Below are 15,354 nucleotides of genomic sequence, written 5' to 3' on the forward strand. Positions count from 1 at the left end.
GGAAGTTACTTCGTCCATGTCTGAAAAAAGTGTGTCGCACCGCAGGGGTGTCACCGGCGTCTCCTCACTGGCCGAGCGCGTCCTCGAACTTCTCTCCTCCGGACAGGCGACCACCCGCACCGAACTGGCCGATCTGCTCGGTGCCGCGCCGTCGACGATCTCGCTCACCGTCGGCCAGTTGGTGACCCACGGGCTCGTCGCGGAGCAGGGCACGCGTTCCTCCACGGGAGGGCGTCCGCGCAAGGTGCTACGGCTCGGCGGCAGCGAGGGGTTCGCTGTCGCGGCCGAACTCGGCGGCCGGCACGCGCACGTCGGCGTGGTGCTGCCCGGTGGCGGACTCACCGATGTCTCGACCGTCCCGTTCGCGACGGCGGAGGGACCCGAGGCGGCGCTTCCCGGTCTCGCCGAGACACTGCAGGCCCTCGCCGAGCAGCACGGACGGGAGCTGCTGAAGGGGGTCGGCCTCTCCCTCCCGGGTCCGGTCGACGTGGCCTCCGGCGTGGTGACGCTGCCGTCGCGGATGCCGGGCTGGAACAGATTTCCCGTTCAGGCCTGGCTGGAGGACCGGTTCGGCGTTCCGGCGGCGATCGAGAACGACGCCAACTGCATGGCCGTCGGTGAGCACAGCGTCCGCCCCGCTGAGATACGCCAGTCGATCATGGTGAAGATGGGGTCGGCCATCGGCGCGGGCGTCATCGCCGACGGGCGGCTGTACCGGGGCGGAACCGGCGCCGCGGGCGAGATCACCCACGTACGCGTCGAAGCCGGTCACGACATTCCCTGCTCGTGCGGCAACACAGGATGTCTGGAGACCGTCGCCTCAGGTGCCGCGCTGGTGCGCATCCTGCGCGAGCGGGGCCTTGACGTCGCCACGATCGAGGACGTCGTCCGCTTCGCCCACGACGCCGACCCGGAGGCGACACGCGCCGTGCGCCAGGCCGGCCGGTACCTCGGCATGGTGCTGGCCGCGAACGTCAACTTCTTCAACCCCGATGCCGTGTACCTCGGCGGCATCCTCTCCACGCTCGAGCCGTTCGTCGCCGCCGTGCGCAGTCAGCTGTACGAGGGCTGCCATCCGCTGGTGACCCAGCATCTGGTGATCGAGCGGGCGAGCCTCGGCGCGGACGCGGGGCTCGTCGGCGCGGGCCAGTTCGCGCTCCAACGCGCGCTGGCCCACGCGCTCCAGGCCGTGACCGGAACGGGTGACGCCGCCCCGCGCCCCGAAGCGCGTCGCGGCGCGGCGCGCACGGACTTCTGACACCGAGCACCGGCGGAGGAGCCACGCCGCCGCGAGGAGTACGAGCAGCCATGCCACCAGGAGCACGAGCGGCCGCGTGGCAAAGAGCCTGAGCAGTCGTGCAGCAAGGAGGACGAGCAGCCGTGTCGCAAGGAGGAGCCGTGCCGCAACCCCGCACCCCCGTCGCCCGCCCCGTCATCGCCATTGCCGGACTGGGCATCGAGTCGTCGACGTTCTCGCCGGCCCGGACCGATGCCCCCGCCTTCCATCCCCTGTGCGGCGCGGACGTCCTGACGCGCTATCCGTTCCTCGCGACCGGGACGCCGCTGCTCGACGCCGCCGAGTGGCGCGGCGCGCTCGTCGGCAAGGCGCTGCCCGGCGGCACCATGACCGCCGCCGCGTTCTCCGAGCTCTCCGGCGAACTCGTCGAGCGGCTCGCGGCGATGCCGCGTCTCGACGGCCTCTGGTACGACATCCATGGCGCCATGACGGTGGAAGGAATCGACGACGCCGAGGCCGTCCTGCTCGCCCGGATCCGCGAGACCGTCGGTCCGCAGGTGATCGTGTCCACCTCCATGGATCTGCACGGCAATGTCTCACGCGAACTCGCCCATATGAGTGACCTGATCACCTGTTACCGGATGGCCCCGCACGAGGACCACCTGGAGACGAAGGAGCGGGCCGCGCGCCATCTCGTGGACCTGCTCACGACCGGCGCGCCCCGGCCCGTCAAGGCCTGGATCCCGGTGCCGGTGCTACTGGCCGGGGAGCAGACCTCGACGCGCATCGAACCGGCCAAGAGCGTGTACGCGGCGGTCGACGACGTGGAGGCGATGGACGGTGTCACCGACGCCGCGATCTGGGTCGGGTACGCCTGGGCCGACGAGCCGCGCAACCGTGCCGCCGTCGTCGTCACCGGACCGTCCGAGGTCGCCGTCACCGCGGGCGCCGAACGGCTGGCCCGCGGCTTCTGGGAGGCGCGGCACGCGTTCGCCTTCGTGGCGCCGACCGGATCACTGGACGAGTGTCTCGACGAGGCGCTTGCCTCCTCCCCCGAGGCACGGCCGTTCTTCATCAGCGACACCGGTGACAATCCGACCGCGGGCGGCGCCGGCGATGTCACCTGGGGGCTCGAACGGGTCCTGGCCCGCCCAGAGTTCAAGGACGCGTCCGGCCCGACGGTCATCTACGCCTCGGTGCCGGGCCCGGCGGCCGTCGAGGCGGCGGAGAAGGCGGGCATCGGCGCGACCGTCACGGTCACGGCCGGTGCCGAGGTGGACGACCGGCATGCGGGGCCGCTCACGATGACGGGGGTCGTGCACGCGGTCCGGCACGGCGACCGGGACGCGGGAACCGAGGTGGTGCTGCGGGTGGGCAGCGTGTACGTGATCATCACCAGGCTCCGCAAGCCGTACCACCATGAGCACGATTTCACCGACCTGGCGCTCGCCCCGCGGGGCGCGGACATCGTCATCGTCAAGATCGGCTATCTGGAACCGGAACTGTTCGACATGTCGGTGGGCTGGAAGATGGCGCTCACTCCGGGCGGCGTCGACCAGGACCTCGCCCGGCTGGGCCACCGCCGCATCCGCCGCCCGATGTTCCCGTTCGACCCGGAGATGGCCGAACCGGACCTCACGGCCCGGATCATCCCGCCCTCGGACACGCCGCTCACCGGGGAGGACGAGTGAGGCACCGGGTCGTCGCGGAGACCCCGTGGTCCCGGTGATCCCCCTTGGATCCGTTGGATCCGTTGGACCATTGGTTCCGCTGATCTCGGCCGTCCGCCGGATCCGTTGATCCCGGCCGTCCGCCGGGCAAGGGAAAGCCCTGCCCGGCGGCACTCGGCAGTCAGTTGCTCACGCAGCTGTTGTTGGTCGCCGGGTTCAGCAGACCCACCAGGTCGATGGTGTTGCCGCAGAGGTTGAGGCCGAGGTCGACGGGTATCTGGATGACGTCGCCGGACAGGACTCCGGGACTGTCCGCGGCGACACCGACCGGGGTGGGGTCGGGGTCGGCGGCGGCGGTCCCGGCGGTGGCCAGAAGGGCCACGCTCGCCAGCCCGGCGGCGGCCATCAGACGAATACGCATTGCAAGCTCCGATCAGTCGCAGGGGTGCGAGTTCCTCCACCATCGCCTCCACGGGCGGCGGCCGACATCGCTGTACGCCCGAATGGGGCACCTCCCGCCGAGGGGCGCCCCCCGAGCCGCGTCTGCGCACGGGACGCGTCGCGCGGGGTGCGCGGAGCCCGTAGCGTGAGAACAGGTCAGGTGGAAGAGGGAGAGATCATGTCAACCAGCCAACCCGATTCGCCCGCGCCGTCCGACGACAAGGCGACCCCCGACGCGCTGCTGCACACCGGCTCCGGCGGCGACGTGACCGCCGAGGATCTGGTGCTCGCCGCGGGCCGCGACATCACCCCGAAGAACCTCGCCTGGGCCGAGCGAAAGCTGCAGAAGGAAGGGCCAGCGGCCATGGACAAGCTGCTCCCGTAGCTTGACCGGAAGCTTGACCGGCTCCGGTGCGGCGGAGCCGGTCAAGGACCCGCGGGGAGGGAACAGCGGGTCAGGCGCGGTGGGTCAGGAGGCGGGGCACTCCTTCCAGGCCAGGTGGTAGACGGTGCTGATGTCACCGTCCGTCGAGTCCATGGTCATGAAGCTGGTGCTGCCCGGAGCGGAGGTGCCCGCATTGACGCGGAGCTCCGTGTTGATGTTGAAGTTGCGCTGAACACCGCAGGGTGCCCACACCAGTTGGGCCCAGTCGGTGGTGTCCGTGGCCTGCCAGTTGTCGTTGTACGGACCTCTGAAGGGGTGCGTGATGGCGGCCGTGTTCGGGGACCCCTGGAAGTAGTACGAGGCCTTCTCGGTGCTGCTCGCGCCCTGCTGGAGTGCGGCGAAGCCGCGGTAGTCCGCGCTGGCGATGGCGTACGTGAAGCCCTGCGGGACGTGGACGATCAGATTGAGCTGGCAGTTCTTGCGGAACGCGGTGGGGTCGGAATTGCCCCCGACCTGGGCGAGGTAGTCGCTGTAGGTCACCGTGAAGGCCGTGTTGTCCGGGGAGACGGCGACGGCGGCGGTCCCCTGGGGACAGCCGGAGCCGTTCACCGTGGCGACCTTGATGACGATCTTGTCCGGGGGCGGGTCGACGAACCCGGAGGACGGGTCCTGTATCGGCAGCGCTGAGGCGAACAGGGCGGCGATTGCGCCGCCCAGAAGCAGCCCACCAGCCATGGTGCTCCAATCCGTTGCGTTGGTGTTCCGGCGGCAGCACGGGATGTGTGCCGTCGTGGAATGGGGGGTGCGGTTCCCCGCGTGCGGGAACCGTCGCAGACCAGTGCGTTGGATCAAGAGTTGGCTCGTTGAAACATGCGCATGACAAGCACGCCACCGGCAGCCGACGGCGCATGCGCAACAACCCCCGGTTGTGAAGGAGCCGTGAAGACCGGGAGTGACGGAATCGTACGTACGCGTGCCCGGGGCGGCCAGGGTCATCTCCGGCCATTCGGCGCCGGTCGTTCCACGCCGCCGACAGTGGGCGCGCGAGCCGGGTCACCGACCGTAGCGGCCGACCAGCGTGCCGTATGCGGTGATGTGTCCGGTGAGCGCGCGCTTGACGTCGTCGGCCGAGGCGCCCATGGGGAGGGCCGGTTTCTCGTCGGCGGCGAACACCGAGAAGACATAGCGATGGGGCTTGCCCTCGGGCGGGCAGGGCCCGCCGTAACCGCGTTTCCCGAAGCCGTTGCGGCCCTGCGCGGCACCGTTCGGCAGCTCCCCCGCGCCGAGCGCCGTCTCGTGGGGATCGATGCCCCACACCACCCAGTGCACGAAGGTGCCGTGCGGGGCGTCCGGGTCCTCGACCAGCAGGACCAGCTCGGCGGAGTCGCCCGGCACACCGTCGAAGTCCAGCGGCGGCGAGACGTTCTCGCCGTCGCAGGTGTAGCGGCGCGGGATGGTCCCGCCGTCCTCGAAGGCCCGACTCGACACCGTGATCGTCTTCGACGCGCTGGGCGTCGGTGCGGCGGACGCGGCAGCGGCACCTCCGCCGCCCGCGCAGCCGGCGGTGAGCCCCAGCAGCACGGCTGCCGCCACGAGGGCTGAGACCTTCCGGCGGCTCGTACGGCGCATGTACGCCACGTTAGCGCCGGGGGGCCGGATGGGCAGCGTGACCACGGGCACCAGCGTCGTGCCGCGGAACGGCGCACGGTGTCCGGCACGGCGTGCGATGCGGGTCGAGTGTGGCCAAAAGCCGTACGTCGACGCGGAGTTGGGGTGGCGGAGCAGGGCGCGGGCTGTACCGGTCCGCCCAGGTCGATGTTCGGCCGTCGAAGATCGCAGCGCAGGGGCGCCCCGTGTCAGACCCTGATCCCCGGCTCGTTGAGACCGCGTATCTCGACGCCGACCTGTAAGACCCCGACGCCCTCCTGAAGGCCGCCGCGGGGCACGCTGGGCCTCTCCCGGCCGGTCGCCCTGATGATCGTCAATACGCTCGGCCACATCGCCGACCACGAGCGCGCGGGCGCTGGTCTCCCGGCTCATGGAGGGTCTTCCGCCGGGGAGTTGCCTCGTCATCAGTGACAGCACCTCCACCAGCGAGGGCATGATCGCGGCGTGCGAGGCGTACAACTCCAGTGGCGCGGTGCCGTACCACGTGCGGGGAGATCGGGGGCTTCTTTTCGACGGGCTCGAACCGGCCGAGCCGGGCATCGTCCCGGTCACGCAGTGGCGGCCGGAAGCCGGTCGTTCGTCGAGCGGCGTCGCCGTCGACGCCTTTCGCGGGGTGGGACGCAAGCCGTGGTGATCCGGCCACACGGTGGCGGGGCGAGAGGTACGGTGACCGCGCGATTCGCCCGCCCCCTCATCGGGCCGGGCGTGCCCCTGCGACACTGAACCGCATGGATCCTCGACACCTGACACTCGGTCGCCGTCGCATATGGCTGGGCAGCGCGGCCTGCATCCTGGTGCTCGGGCCGATCGGCTGGTTCCTGGGTGGCTGGATTCCCCTCGTGCTGCTGTCCGTTGCCCTCGTCACGGCCACGTCGGTCGCGCACTGGAGGGCCCCTTCGTGGCTCGCGCCCGCCATCGCGAAGGGACAGCGGGAGAGCCGCCGGGACGTGGCCGCCTTCTGCGTGGTCATCGCCGTCAGCGGGTATGCCCAGCCCCTGACGCTGCCCTCCGGTTCACCCCGGGACCTGGCTGCCCTGCGCCTTGAGGCATACCGGACCGCGGCCGACGACGATCTGTCCGAGGAGCTCCGCCATCTGGCGGCCGACGCGCTGGCCGCCGCCGACCACGCGTACGCAGAGGACACCCCGGCGGGCTGGCGAGCGGCCCGCGCGAGCGCGGAGCGACTGGCGCATGCCGCGCAGGAGGGCAATCCGTACGTGCGCCAGCTCCTCATCCAGTGGGTGGAGCAGAACCCGGCCGGGGAGCGCTAGAGCCGGTCTTTCGGATCACGCCTGGGCCGCGAAGCCTGGCACGCACATCTGCGGCGTTGTCGTCACTCGCCGACGCTCAGGAGTCCGCTTCCCTTCTCAGGAAATTGCTCACCTGGCAGGCGAGACTGTCCCTGTCCGTGCCGGGGCGTGTGCCCGCCTCGGTGGAGGTCTCGTACAGGTCGATGCCGCCCGCCCAGAGGTAGCGCTCGGTCCACTCGTCGTCGACCTTCAGCTGGATCTGGATGTCCACGCGGTGCAGGAAGGCGTCGGGGCCCGCGGAGTAGAGGACCGCCGTGGCCCGGCGCAGCGGGTAGACGTCGAAGCCCTCGATGAACTGTGAGTTCCGCCAGTCGAGGAACGCGCTCTCGCCGTCGGCGCCGATGCGAATATCGATCTGTCCGTCTTCGAGATGGATACCGAAATGCTCGGTCGTGCGGTTTTCAACGGTCACCCGAAATCTGAAGTAGGTGAGTCCGTCGGCGGCGTCGTCCCGCCCCCTCGGCGGCTCCGCCTTTTCCACACCGTGGACGCGGACACGCAGGCCGGCATGCTCGTCGTACTCCTGCCAGTCCTCGACCACGTTCGGCTCGCGCACAGTCCACCTCTCACCTCAGAGAGCTGTTTCCTATCTTTGCTCCGAACGCAGTGTCAAATGCGCGCAACATGCCGTGGCCAGGGATTTCCCTTTTCTTGATCGGCGATCAAGCCGTGCCCAGCCAGAACCTTTCGCCGGCGGCCGCGCCGACATTTCCGCGCGTGCTGCACATCACGTTCAGCGGCGTCTCATCCGCCGTCGCGCAGTGTCCGCATCTGCTCGTCGAGCGGGCCCAGGCCGACGTCGCGGCGGCGCTCGTCGAGGGTCTGGGGCCGGCGGATCGGGTACGGGCGGAGGGTCAGGGGATTGACGCGGGTGCCGTAGAACTGCGGCCGGCCCTCTTCGACGGCGCAGTGGTCGGCGATATAGGCGTGGTGCAGGGCGGGGCAGCGTCCGTCCGCCGCGGCCTGGGCGATCAGGTCGCGGCACCTGAGCTGGAAGTCGAGGTCGGCGGCGTGCAGCAGGATCATCAGGGCTGCCGTCGAGGCGGGCGCGCCGACCAGGTCGGCGGTCGGCCAGCCGTGCCTGCGGACGATCGTCCGCAGGGCTTCGGCGTTCGCCCCGCGGCACTCGTGGAGGGCGGCCCGGCACCGCGAGGTGGGGTCCACCCGCGCCTGCCGCATGAGGCACCGCTCCTCGTCCACCCGGCGCACCAGCTCTCCGGCGAGAGCCGCCGCGAGTTCCGGGACCATCCGCCGCGCGGCCTCGTGCTCCTCGCGCGCGCCGTCGTCGGCCTCCTCGCGCGTGGCGTCGTCCACCGCGAGGTGCCCCGGGTAACCCTTCACGGCATCCCCTGAAGCACCAGCGTGAACCACACCTTCTTGCCCGGGCAGCCCGGGTCGGGCAGTGCGGTGCCCCAGTCGTCGGCCAGCGCGGCGACGATGGCCAGTCCTCGTCCCGACTCCTCGGCTCCATCCGCCGTACGCAGGCGCGGCAGGTCGGGCGAGCGGTCGGCGACCGTCACGCGCAGCTCGGGCTCGGTGTACTCGATGGTGACGGTGATCATGTCGCCGCGGTCGGGACTTCCGTGTTTGACCGCGTTGGCGAACAGCTCGTCGGTGGCGAGGACAGCGTTGTCGAGGCACTCGGGCGGCAGCCGCAGGTGGGTGAGGTGCTCGGCGAGCATGGCCCGTACGCCCGCCGCGCGCGAGGGGTGGGCGGGGACGGTGGTCCGCAGGAGGTGGGCTTCACTCACGGGCATCACGGGCGTCACGGGGGTCAGGGGGCTCGTAGGGGTCAAGGGGGACGCGGGGATCGTGGCCGCCTCAGCGGGCCGGGCCCGGCTCGCCGGCGCGTGGTCGTCCGCCGCGTGGACGTTGTGCGCCGGCGCGTGCACGTCGTGTGCCAGTGAAGGCGACGGCCCGCGGCGATGCGCCCTGGATGCCGTCATCGATCCTCCTTCGGGTGCAGCACGGGTGGGGGACGGTCTCGGTGGCTGCCCGTGCAGCCAACACGCCGGACCGGCGGGTGGACCAGGGGGTATGGGGGTTGTCCGGTTGCAGGCACGTAGTGGCGTGGGATGTATGTTCGATCGGGTGAGGAACGTGAGCGGGGGCCAGGCGGCGGTGCGACGGAGCGGGGGCACCGGGTGGCCGGGCGTGCTCGGCAAACGCGTACTGGTCACTGGTGGTACGCGGGGGCTCGGCGAGCAGATTGTGCGACTGCTGGCCGCCGAGGGCGCGCGGGTGGCGACCTGCGCGCGCACCGCGCTCGATCTGGAGGCGCTGGCCGCGTCGATGGACTCCGCCGTGTTCACCCGGCCGCTCGATGTCACCGCGCGTGAGGAACTGGAAGAGTTCGTCGCGGCCTCGGCGAAACGTTTCGGCGGCTTGGACGGGGTGGTGGCCTGCGCGGGCGGTTCTCGCGGAGGCGGCATCGAGCAGGCGGACGCCGAGGACTGGGCGGCGACCTGGGAAGTGAACGTCGGCCATACGGCGCGGCTGGTGCGGGCCGCGGTCCCGCATCTGCGGGCGGCGGGCGGCGGCTCGGCCGTGGTGATCTCCTCGATCTCCGGCTGGAAGCCGGGGCCACATGCTCAATACGGGGTCGCGAAGTCCGCGCAGATCCATCTGGCAGCGTCGCTCGCCCGCGAACTCGGTCCCGACGGCATCCGCGTGAACGCCGTCTCCCCCGGGTCGATGCTCATCCCCGGCAGGCGCTGGGACCGGATGCGCAAGGAGGATCCCGAGGCGTTCGCCGGGTTCGTGGCGGCGGAGCTTCCGGGCGGAGAGCCGGTCGCGCCGCAGGAAGTCGCCCGCGTAGTGGCGTTCCTGCTGTCGGACTGGTCGAGCGGGATCTCGGGCGCCCACCTGCCGGTCGACCGCGCCCAGAACGCCCCCTCCCCCGACGGGTACTAAGGCACCCGGCGCCCCCGTACCGGTCACGCCACCGCTCCCAGTACGGCGCGCGACCTGCGCTCGAACTCCTGCACCACGGGCTCGTGGCGGCGGGGCTCGAGCCGCCTGCGGAAGTCGCGCAGGGCCTGGATCGACCGTTCGCTGTGCACGGTGCTGAGGGTGTCGAGCGCCTCGGTCGCCGTACCGACGGCCTCGTCCAGGCGGTCCTGCTGGAGATGCGCGGTCGCGAGGACGGAGCGGCTGATGGCCTGGCGCCTGCGCCGGTCCGCGTTGGCACTGAGCGATTCGCTCGCCGTGCGCTCAGCCTGGGCGGCAAGGCCGAGGTCACGGAAGCACAGGGCGGACTCGGCCTGCAGGTAGTGGTGGTCGAGGTAGCGCACCCACACCGACTCCTGGGCGGCTCCCTTGCTCGCGTCCAGCTGCCGCTCCGCGAGGCGCAGCGCCTCGGAAGCCTCGTCCGAGCGTCCCTGCGCGGCGTGCCCGCGCGCCGACATGGCGTACAGGCGCATCAGGCCGAGCGGGCTGCCCGATTCCTTCGCGGTGACGATCCCGGCGCGGGCCAGGGCCACCCCCTCGTCGGGGCGGCCGAGGTTGGTGGCCAGATGGGAGAGTCCGGCCAGGATCTGGCCGCCCAGCACCCGGTCGCGCCCCTCGGCGCACAGTCTCAGCGCCTGGGTCATATAGCGCTGTGCCAGGCCGTACTCCCCCGCGTCGTACGAGCTCCAGCCGGCCATCGCGGCGAGGCGCGCGGCGGCGGCGTACAACTGGCGGCGCAGCCGCGGCGGTGTACCGCGCCGCTGCAGCAGGGGGACGACCTCGGTGGACAGGTAGTGCACGATGCTGGTGCGCACTCCACCGCCGCCGTAGTGGTTGTCCATCTGGTCGAACATGGCGATCATCGCGTGCACCTGCTCGACCGGTCCGCCGCTCGCCACCAGGGTCGGTTCGACGGCGTCCTGGTGCTCCAACAGCCAGAGCAGCCATTCGCGCTGAGGGTTCGTCAGGGCGGCCGCGACAAAGGGGACCGTGCCGAGGAGGCTGCGGCGGGAGATGTCGGTGGATCCCAGTTCGGCCAGGGTGTGAAGGGTTTCTGCCACGTCTTCGCCATATAAGAGCGCCCTGCTCACGACCGGGCGCTGCTGATCGGAGTGGAAGCCGAGGTCCGCGGACGACACGGCGCGGCCGAGCCGCTCGGACAGTACGGCGGCGATCAACTCGGGTGTGGTTCCCCGAGGTTGCTGGCCCTGGAGCCAACGGGTGACCGACGCCTTGTCGTAGTGGGAGTCCGTGCCCTGACGGCGGCCCAGCTCATTGACCCGCAAGGCGAGTGAGGCGTAGGAGCAGCCGGCTTCCTTGAGGGCGGCCGCCAGCACCTTGTTGACCCCGGAGGGGGCCTTGCCGGCGTTCCTTGCTTTTCCGTCGGTCACGGTGGCCATCCCGGTCTCGCCTCACGGTCGCGTGCGGCTGCGCCCGTACGTACCTTGCCGGGACATCAATTCCCGTACGGCCGAGCACAGTTGCGCGTCGTCGTCACGGAGTGTGCGACACGTCACTCGATCACTATGGTGGCCGACACACTCAGCATGCAACCGGCGTTCTGATAATTTCAAAACGATTGGCATCGCCCTGTCTCTGTCATCAACCGCGTGGCACACTGCACGCTGTGACGGCCGTTCCGGGAGGTAGGACGTGAGCGAGAACCGCTCTGGCGGCAGCGCACCCACCGTCCTGCGGATGGTTCTCGGAAAACGGCTGCGCCAACTGCGGGAACGGGCAGGGGTGTCGTTCGAGGACGCGGCACGGGCCATCGAGGTCACTCCCTTGACGGTCCGCCGGATCGAGAAGGCCGAGGTCGGGCTCCGGATTCCGTACGTACGGGAGTTGCTGCACACCTACGGGGTTCCGGCGGCGGAGATCGACGACTTCCTCGCCCTGGCCAGGGAGGCCAACCAGCCCGGCTGGTGGTACAAGTACCGCGACGTACTGCCGGAGTGGTTCAGCGCCTACGTGAGCCTGGAGAGCGAAGCCAGCGTCATCCGCCTCTACGAACCCCACTACGTTCCCGGTCTGTTGCAGACCCCCGACTACGCCGCCGCGCTCATGCGCGTCGGCTTCCCCAACGAGTCGAAGGAGGACATCGCCCGCCGCGTCGCCCTGCGGATCAAACGCCAGGACCTGCTCGCCAAGCCGGACGCGCCCGCGGTCTGGGCCGTTCTGGACGAGACGGTGCTGCGCCGCCCGGTGGGCGGGGCCGAGGTGATGCGGGCTCAGATCGACCGGCTGCACGAGGTCCTGGACATGCCGAAGGTCCGGATCCAGATCATGCGCTTCCACGTGGGCGCCCACCCGGGCGCCTTCGGACCGTTCCACCACTTCCGCTTCGGCTTCTCCGAACTCCCCGACGTCGTCTACACGGAAAGCCTCGCCGGCGCGGTCTACGTCGACCGGCCCGACGACGTCGTCAGCTATCTCGAAGTACTGGACCGGATGTCCGTGCAGGCGGAGCCGGTCGCTCGAACCAGGGCCATCCTGGGTGAACTGCGTAAGGAGTTGTGATCCATGGGATCCGTCTACAGCGGCATGTCCGCCGTCGATCTGGGAACCGAGGGCTGGCAGAAGCCCTGGAGCGGCACGAACGGCGGGAGCTGTGTCGAGGCCAAGCGGCTGCCCGACGGCAGCGTCGCCTTCCGTCAGTCCAGGGACCCCGAGGGGCCGGCGCTGGTCTATTCCCGGGACGAGATGATCGCGTTCCTGCGGGGCGCCAAGTCCGGGCAGGCCGACTTCCTGATCGCCTGAGCCCCCTCACCGCGGGGCACCGAGGTTCACCACTACGCCCGCACAACCGGACAACCCGCACGCCTACTCCCCCGTGCGGGTTGTCCCCTGCACACTGAGGGAGTCGGTCGTCTCGGAGGGAGTGGGTGCGGGGATGATCCTCCACCAGGCTCTCGCCCAGTGCCGGACGCTGGTCGTCGAGGGCCCCGACGGCATCGGCAGGAGCGGCCTGATCGCCGAACTGGCCCGCCACGGATTCATGATCCGCCGCTCGCGCGGGCACCTTCACCATGTGAACCCCACCCAGCCCTACCGCGAACTCCTCGCCGCACCGGGGCGGTTGGCCATCGACGGCAGTCTCGTCCACGAACTGGTCTACGGACCGCTGCGCCGCGGGCGCTCCCGGGTGTCATGGATCCAGGCACTCGACTTCGCGGAGGCGGTGGCCGAACGCGACGGCGCCCTCATCCATGTGACGGGCGAGGCGGACGACACCGAGTCGGTCGGCGCGTACGAGCGGGCGCTGCGCACCCTGGCCCAGCATGTCCCCGTCGTGACGGTCGACGCCGCAGAACTGGGCAATCCGATCCGCGGTCCCGCCTCCCCTGTGCCCCAACTCTGGGGCTGCACACAGACGTTGAGGATAGGTTAGACACCGACCGCGTGACGTACGGCAGGAGACATCCCATGGCAGACGGCCAGTCCACCCCCGACCAAGAGGCGCTGTCCAAGATCGACACCACGGTGCCGCACTCGGCGCGCATCTGGAATTACTGGATGGGCGGGAAGGACAACTACGAGGTCGACCGGGTGGCGGGCGACGCCTACCGCGAAGTCGCCCCGAACATCGAGACCATGGCCCGCGCCTCCCGTGACTATCTGATCCGTACCGTCACCCTCGTGGCCGGCGAGTTCGGCATCCGTCAGTTCCTGGACATCGGCACCGGCCTGCCCTCGTACGACAACACCCATCAGGTCGCGCAGCGAGTGGCGCCCGAGTCGCGCATCGTCTACGTCGACAACGATCCCCTGGTGCTCCGCCATGCCCAGGCACTGCTCACCAGCACCCCCGAGGGCGTCACCAACTACATCGACGCGGACCTGCACGAGCCCGAGAAGATCATCGAAGCGGCGAGCCGCATCCTGGACTTCGACCAGCCCGTCGCCCTGATGCTCATGGGCATCCTCGGCCACATCCAGGACTACGAGGAGGCCAAGTCGATCGTCCGCCGCCTCCAGGCCGCCCTGCCCTCCGGCAGCTACTTCGTGCACTACGACAGCACCGACACCGACGCCGCCCTCAAGGAGGCCCAGCAGGGCTACGACGACACCGGCGCGATCCCGTACGTGCTGCGCAGTCCCGCTCAGATCAGCGCGTACTACGAGGGCCTCGAACTGATCGACCCCGGCATCGTGTCCTGCCCGCTGTGGCGCCCGGAGCCCGGTACGTCGCCCGAGCCCACGGACGTCCACGGGGGCGTGGCCCGCAAGCCGTGATCAGGTCCCTCAGGCCTGCGCCGCCGGTTCGATGTTCTGGTTGAGACGGAACAGGTTGCCCGGGTCCCGGTCGGCCTTGATCCGGGCCAGGCGGGCGTAGTTGTCGCGATAGCTGGCCCTTACGCGCTCCTGGCCCTCGTCCATCATCATGTTGACGTAGGCCCCGCCCGCGGAGAACGGGTGCAGTGCGTCGAAGTAGTCGACGCTCCACCGCCTGATGACGTCGGCGTTGGCCGGGTCGGGGTCCACACCCGCGAAGACGGATGCCCAGCCGGCGTCGCGGTAGCTCCACGCGGTGTCCGTCGGAGCGTGGTCGTGGACGGCGGCGTCGATCGGATACATGTGCATCGTGGACTTCCACGTCGGCATCTCGGCAGCGAACTTGGCGTGCACGTCGACCGCGTCGCCCGGGATCTCGTTGACGAAGTCCGCGCGCCAATACCACTGGTCGCCGGGCGGGTAGATCCCGTCGAACGCGGACTGGATCGCGGGGTGCGGCATCGGCGCGGGGCCGTGCAGCAGTGGCTCGGGTACGGCGTCGAGCAGGGGGGCCATCTCCCTGGCCGCCGCCTCCGTGTCGTCACCGACGCGGCACCACACGATGCCGCAGACCTTGCGCAGATGGATCTCTTCCGGGAACGGCGGGCCCGGAGGGACGGAACCGAACATGAAGAAGGCGTTCAGCTCGCGGGGCGCGTGCGGGAGGAAGTCGCGGTAGGCGGTGAGGACTTCGGCGCCGAGTTCGACGGGCCAGAAGGTGGGGCCGGCGACGACCGTGCTCACTTCGTGCAGCCGGAACAGGAACGAGGTGACGACACCGAAGTTGCCGCCGCCACCGCGGATCGCCCAGTACAGGTCGGTATTCTCGTCGGCGCTCGCGCGCACGCGCTCCCCGCTCGCCAGAACGAGCTCGGCCTCCAGCAGGTTGTCGATGGTCAGCCCGCACTTGCGGGTGAGGTGCCCGATGCCGCCGCCGAGAGTAATGCCTCCGACGCCCGTCGTGGAGATGATGCCGCTCGGTGTGGCCAGGCCGTGCGCGTTGGTGGCGCGGTCGACCTCGCCCCAGACGCAGCCGCCGCCGACCCGCACCGTGCGTGCCTTCGGGTCGACCTCGACGTCCTTGAGCGGGGAGAGGTCGAGGACCACCCCGTCGTCGCAGGTACCGAGGCCCGCTCCATGGTGGCCGCCGCCGCGTACCGCGAGCGGGAGGCCGTGGTCGCGGGCGAAGCCGACGATCTGAGCGACGTCGTCGGGGCCTGTGCACCGCGCGACCAGGGCGGGGCGCCGGTCGATCATCGCGTTGTACACGGTACGGGCCTCGTCGTACCCGGAATCCTCCGGCCCGATCAACTGCCCCTTGAATCCCGCCAGTTCCTGGCGTGTCGCCTGTGCCGGTGTGATGGACATACGCATCCCCCGTGTCTGGGGACCGGTACCGGGGTCCCTGTCCGGGTCCCC

General features: G+C 70.4%; 17 protein-coding genes and 1 pseudogene. 10 read left to right on the top strand and 8 right to left on the bottom strand.

What is annotated here, in order from left to right:
- Window positions 1-16: 16 nt before the first annotated feature.
- Together AB5J53_RS01930 and AB5J53_RS01935 are read left to right on the top strand one after the other, a co-directional pair.
- Window positions 17-1,258 (top strand): ROK family protein, encoded by a 1,242-nt coding sequence (locus AB5J53_RS01930; RefSeq protein ID WP_369243905.1) that lies wholly within the window; start codon window positions 17-19, stop codon window positions 1,256-1,258.
- 140 nt (window positions 1,259-1,398) lie between these two features.
- The gene (locus tag AB5J53_RS01935; protein WP_369243906.1) at window positions 1,399-2,928 is read left to right on the top strand and encodes a M81 family metallopeptidase; all 1,530 of its coding nucleotides are present in this window, start codon (window positions 1,399-1,401) and stop codon (window positions 2,926-2,928) included.
- 160 nt (window positions 2,929-3,088) lie between these two features.
- On the opposite strand, the gene AB5J53_RS01940 is transcribed toward AB5J53_RS01935, so the two are convergent.
- Window positions 3,089-3,328 (bottom strand): chaplin, encoded by a 240-nt coding sequence (locus tag AB5J53_RS01940; protein ID WP_369243907.1) that lies wholly within the window; start codon window positions 3,326-3,328, stop codon window positions 3,089-3,091.
- Between the two features lie 198 nt (window positions 3,329-3,526).
- On the opposite strand from AB5J53_RS01940, the gene AB5J53_RS01945 reads away from it, so the two are divergent.
- Entirely contained in the window at window positions 3,527-3,733 is a 207-nt protein-coding gene (locus tag AB5J53_RS01945) for a hypothetical protein (RefSeq protein WP_369243908.1), read from the top strand.
- A gap of 84 nt (window positions 3,734-3,817) precedes the next feature.
- On the opposite strand, the gene AB5J53_RS01950 is transcribed toward AB5J53_RS01945, so the two are convergent.
- Window positions 3,818-4,468: a DUF4360 domain-containing protein gene (locus AB5J53_RS01950; RefSeq protein WP_369243909.1), complete on the bottom strand. Its 651-nt coding sequence runs from the start codon at window positions 4,466-4,468 to the stop codon at window positions 3,818-3,820.
- Window positions 4,469-4,786: 318 nt separating this feature from the next.
- Entirely contained in the window at window positions 4,787-5,362 is a 576-nt protein-coding gene (locus AB5J53_RS01955) for a YbhB/YbcL family Raf kinase inhibitor-like protein (protein ID WP_369243910.1), read from the bottom strand.
- A gap of 254 nt (window positions 5,363-5,616) precedes the next feature.
- On the opposite strand from AB5J53_RS01955, the pseudogene AB5J53_RS01960 reads away from it, so the two are divergent.
- Window positions 5,617-6,035 (top strand): annotated as a pseudogene (locus tag AB5J53_RS01960) (SAM-dependent methyltransferase); the annotation flags it as partial.
- A gap of 94 nt (window positions 6,036-6,129) precedes the next feature.
- On the top strand, window positions 6,130-6,672 hold the full coding sequence (locus AB5J53_RS01965; protein ID WP_369243911.1) for a hypothetical protein: 543 nt from the start codon (window positions 6,130-6,132) through the stop codon (window positions 6,670-6,672).
- A 76-nt stretch (window positions 6,673-6,748) separates the two neighbouring features.
- Here AB5J53_RS01965 and AB5J53_RS01970 read toward each other — a convergent pair whose 3' ends face one another.
- The 3 genes from AB5J53_RS01970 to AB5J53_RS01980 all read right to left on the bottom strand — a co-directional run bounded on the left by AB5J53_RS01970 (window position 6,749) and on the right by AB5J53_RS01980 (window position 8,657).
- Window positions 6,749-7,267, bottom strand: a complete 519-nt coding sequence (locus tag AB5J53_RS01970; protein ID WP_369243912.1) for a hypothetical protein — start codon at window positions 7,265-7,267, stop codon at window positions 6,749-6,751.
- Between the two features lie 188 nt (window positions 7,268-7,455).
- The gene (locus AB5J53_RS01975) at window positions 7,456-7,959 is read right to left on the bottom strand and encodes a DUF6624 domain-containing protein (protein WP_369251994.1); all 504 of its coding nucleotides are present in this window, start codon (window positions 7,957-7,959) and stop codon (window positions 7,456-7,458) included.
- An 89-nt stretch (window positions 7,960-8,048) separates the two neighbouring features.
- Window positions 8,049-8,657: an ATP-binding protein gene (locus tag AB5J53_RS01980; RefSeq protein WP_369243913.1), complete on the bottom strand. Its 609-nt coding sequence runs from the start codon at window positions 8,655-8,657 to the stop codon at window positions 8,049-8,051.
- 154 nt (window positions 8,658-8,811) lie between these two features.
- On the opposite strand from AB5J53_RS01980, the gene AB5J53_RS01985 reads away from it, so the two are divergent.
- Window positions 8,812-9,624 carry an SDR family NAD(P)-dependent oxidoreductase gene (locus AB5J53_RS01985; protein ID WP_369243914.1) on the top strand — a complete coding sequence of 271 codons (813 nt, stop codon included), beginning with the start codon at window positions 8,812-8,814 and terminating at the stop codon, window positions 9,622-9,624.
- Between the two features lie 23 nt (window positions 9,625-9,647).
- On the opposite strand, the gene AB5J53_RS01990 is transcribed toward AB5J53_RS01985, so the two are convergent.
- Window positions 9,648-11,060, bottom strand: a complete 1,413-nt coding sequence (locus AB5J53_RS01990) for a hypothetical protein (protein WP_369243915.1) — start codon at window positions 11,058-11,060, stop codon at window positions 9,648-9,650.
- 253 nt (window positions 11,061-11,313) lie between these two features.
- Here AB5J53_RS01990 and AB5J53_RS01995 point away from each other — a divergent pair, with 253 nt between their 5' ends.
- From AB5J53_RS01995 to AB5J53_RS02010, 4 genes are all read left to right on the top strand, one after another.
- A complete protein-coding gene (locus AB5J53_RS01995) occupies window positions 11,314-12,180 on the top strand; it encodes a helix-turn-helix domain-containing protein (RefSeq protein ID WP_369243916.1) in 867 nt (288 codons plus the stop codon).
- A gap of 3 nt (window positions 12,181-12,183) precedes the next feature.
- Window positions 12,184-12,420 (top strand): DUF397 domain-containing protein, encoded by a 237-nt coding sequence (locus AB5J53_RS02000; protein WP_369243917.1) that lies wholly within the window; start codon window positions 12,184-12,186, stop codon window positions 12,418-12,420.
- Between the two features lie 133 nt (window positions 12,421-12,553).
- Window positions 12,554-13,051, top strand: coding sequence for a hypothetical protein (locus AB5J53_RS02005; RefSeq protein ID WP_369243918.1), 498 nt, complete (start codon window positions 12,554-12,556; stop codon window positions 13,049-13,051).
- A 35-nt stretch (window positions 13,052-13,086) separates the two neighbouring features.
- A complete protein-coding gene (locus AB5J53_RS02010) occupies window positions 13,087-13,896 on the top strand; it encodes an SAM-dependent methyltransferase (protein WP_369243919.1) in 810 nt (269 codons plus the stop codon).
- Window positions 13,897-13,905: 9 nt separating this feature from the next.
- Here AB5J53_RS02010 and AB5J53_RS02015 read toward each other — a convergent pair whose 3' ends face one another.
- The gene (locus tag AB5J53_RS02015) at window positions 13,906-15,303 is read right to left on the bottom strand and encodes an FAD-binding oxidoreductase (protein WP_369243920.1); all 1,398 of its coding nucleotides are present in this window, start codon (window positions 15,301-15,303) and stop codon (window positions 13,906-13,908) included.
- Window positions 15,304-15,354: the final 51 nt, after the last annotated feature.

The organism is Streptomyces sp. R41 (genome assembly GCF_041053055.1).
GTDB lineage: Bacteria > Actinomycetota > Actinomycetes > Streptomycetales > Streptomycetaceae > Streptomyces.